This window comes from Streptomyces sp. SID14478 (assembly GCF_010548525.1).
Taxonomy (GTDB): Bacteria; Actinomycetota; Actinomycetes; order Streptomycetales; family Streptomycetaceae; genus Streptomyces.
Genome location: NZ_JAAGMG010000195.1, coordinates 1 through 2,488, shown reverse-complemented (window position 1 = coordinate 2,488; position 2,488 = coordinate 1). Strand labels below are relative to the sequence as shown.

Annotated in this window: 3 protein-coding genes; 2 read left to right on the top strand and 1 reads right to left on the bottom strand. The window is 73.9% G+C overall.

Annotation, left to right across the window (positions count from 1 at the left end):
• Nucleotides 1-197: 197 nt before the first annotated feature.
• Nucleotides 198-1,169 (bottom strand): helix-turn-helix domain-containing protein, encoded by a 972-nt coding sequence (locus G3I40_RS07235; RefSeq protein ID WP_164301329.1) that lies wholly within the window; start codon nucleotides 1,167-1,169, stop codon nucleotides 198-200.
• Between the two features lie 120 nt (nucleotides 1,170-1,289).
• Between G3I40_RS07235 and G3I40_RS07230 the strand changes: the two genes are divergently transcribed.
• Nucleotides 1,290-1,928 (top strand): HD domain-containing protein, encoded by a 639-nt coding sequence (locus G3I40_RS07230; RefSeq protein WP_164301328.1) that lies wholly within the window; start codon nucleotides 1,290-1,292, stop codon nucleotides 1,926-1,928.
• A complete protein-coding gene (locus tag G3I40_RS07225; protein ID WP_164301327.1) occupies nucleotides 1,925-2,428 on the top strand; it encodes a nuclear transport factor 2 family protein in 504 nt (167 codons plus the stop codon). Before G3I40_RS07230 ends, G3I40_RS07225 begins: the two co-directional genes overlap by 4 nt.
• Nucleotides 2,429-2,488 lie beyond the last annotated feature (60 nt).

Here is a 2,488-nt window from a genome sequence, read left to right as displayed (position 1 = left end):
CGCCGCGATCGGCCGCAGCGCCGCACGGGTGGGCAGCGCGTTGCCGCAGGCGCCCCAGCCGCCCGCGTCCGTCAGACCGGTCGCGGCGAGCAGCGCGTCCGCCTTCTCCCGTGGAGTGCTCACAGCACCGTCCCCCGTCCGTCCCCGCCCCCGGTGTGCACGGGCCCATTGTTCCAGCGGTGCGCGGCGCCGAAGGATCAGGGCGCCGTGGTCCGGAAGCGGGCCCGGTAGGCGGACGGGGTGACGCCGAGGTGGCGCAGGAACACCCGGCGCAGGGTCTCGTCGCTGCCGAGGCCGCTGCGGCGGGCCGCGGAGGTGACGGACTCACCCGAGTCGAGCAGGGAGCGGGCGGCTTCGAGGCGGACCGACTCGACGTAGCCGCCGGGCGTCTGGCGGACCTCCTGGTGGAAGAGCCGGGTGAGATGGCGGGCGCTGAGGCCGGCCCGGTCGGCGAGTTCTGCCAGGGAATGGTCCGCCGCGGGGTCCGCCGCGATCGACCTCAGGAGCGCGCCGAGGGCGCCGTTGTGCGGCGCCGGCGTGCGGGCCGCGACCGAGAACTGCGACTGCCCGCCCGGGCGTTGGAGGAAGACGACCAGGTCGCGGGCGACCTCGCGGGCCAGGTCGGGCCCTTCGTCGGCCTCGACGAGGGCGAGGGAGAGGTCGAGTCCGGCGCTCACTCCCGCCGAGGAGTGGATCCGGCCGTCCTGCACGAAGATCGCGTCGTGGTGCACGTCGACGTCGGGGTGGCGCCGGGCCAGTGTCGCCGTGTGCCGCCAGTGCGTGGTGGCGCGCCGGCCGCGCAGCAGCCCCGCCTCGGCGAGGGCGAAGGCGCCGGTGCACACCGACGCGGTGCGCCAGGACGCCGCGTGCAGCGTCCGGACGGCGTCGACGAGGCCGGGCGGCATCTGCTGCGGGAGGGCGGGGGAGCCCGGCACGAGCAGGGTGTGGACGCGCCCGGCCAGGCCGTCGACCGGGTCCGTGAGCAGCCGGGTCCCCGCCGAGGTGGTGACGGGCCCGCCGTGTGGGGAGAGCACCGTCGGGGCGTACCGGGCGCCGAGGCCGGCCGCCGTGCTGAACACCTCCAGCGGGGCCGTGACGTCGAGCAGACGGACGCCGTCGTAGGCGAGGACGGCGACGGTGCGGGGGAGGGGGCGGTCGCGGGCGCTCATGTCTCCAGGTTAGCGGTGCGGCATGTCCGGATGTGTGGGATTCCTGTCCGGATAGACATGGAGTGAAGAGGCGTGCGGGCGGCAGGCTGAGGGCATCGCAGAACCCTTGAGGAGCCGACCGTGACCCCACGCATCGCCGATGTCGAGATCCCCGACAGCGCACTCGCCAAGGAGGCGACCGAACTCGTCCGCGACACCGCGGGCCCCCTCCTGTACGACCACTCGCGCCGCGTCTTCCTCTTCGGGGCGCTGCGCGGCCGCCACCGCGAGCTGGCCTTCGACCCCGAACTCCTCTACGTGGCAGCCCTGTTCCATGACCTCGGGCTCACGCAGGAGTACGCCACGTCCCAGCAGCGGTTCGAGATCGACGGTGCGGACGCGGCCCGCGACTTCCTGCTGCGGCACGGCCTGACCGCCGAACGCGCCAGGATCGCCTGGACCGCGATCGCCCTGCACACGACGCCCGAGATCCCCTACCGGATGGAGCCGGAGGTGGCCCTGGTCACCGCGGGCGTCGAGGTCGACGTCCTGGGGTTCGGGTTCGACGAGGTGGGCGACGCGCAGCGGGACGCGGTCGTGGCCGCGCATCCCCGCCCCGACTTCAAGCGCCGGATCCTCCGGGCGTTCACCGAGGGCATCGCGCACCGCCCCGACAGTGCGTTCGGCAACGTCAAGTCCGATGTGCTCGCCCACTTCTCGCCGGGCTTCGTCCGCACCGACTTCGTGAGCGTCATCGAGAACTCGGCGTGGTCGGAGTGAGTGTCTCTCGGGGTGAGGCGTACGACGGGCCGGCAGCCCATGTCCGGCCACCCGTACCGCCGTTCACCGAGGCGGACGCGCTCGCCAAGGTGCAGGCCGCGGAGGACGCGTGGAACACCCGTGACCCCGATCGCGTCGCGCTCGCGTACACGGAGGACTCGGTGTGGCGCAACCGCGACGCCTTCGTCAGGGGGCGCGAGGAGATCCGGGCGTTCCTCGCGGCGAAGTGGCGCAAGGAGCTCGACTACGCGCTGCGCAAGGAACTGTGGTCCTTCGGCGACGACCGGATCGCCGTCCGTTTCCAGTACGAATGGCGGGACGCGGACGGTGGGCACTGGCGGTCCTACGGCAACGAGCTGTGGGAGTTCGACGTCCACGGCCTGATGCGGCGGCGCGAGGCGAGCATCAACGACGTGCCGATCCGTGCGCGGGAGCGGCGCATCCTGGGCCCCCGGCCGCCGGGGGAGAAGCCGTCGCCGGGGGCGCTGCCGCTGGCGTGAACGCGTGCGGGTGCGAGGCCGCGTGCCGCCCGCGTGGCGGACGAAATCGGGCGCCCGCGG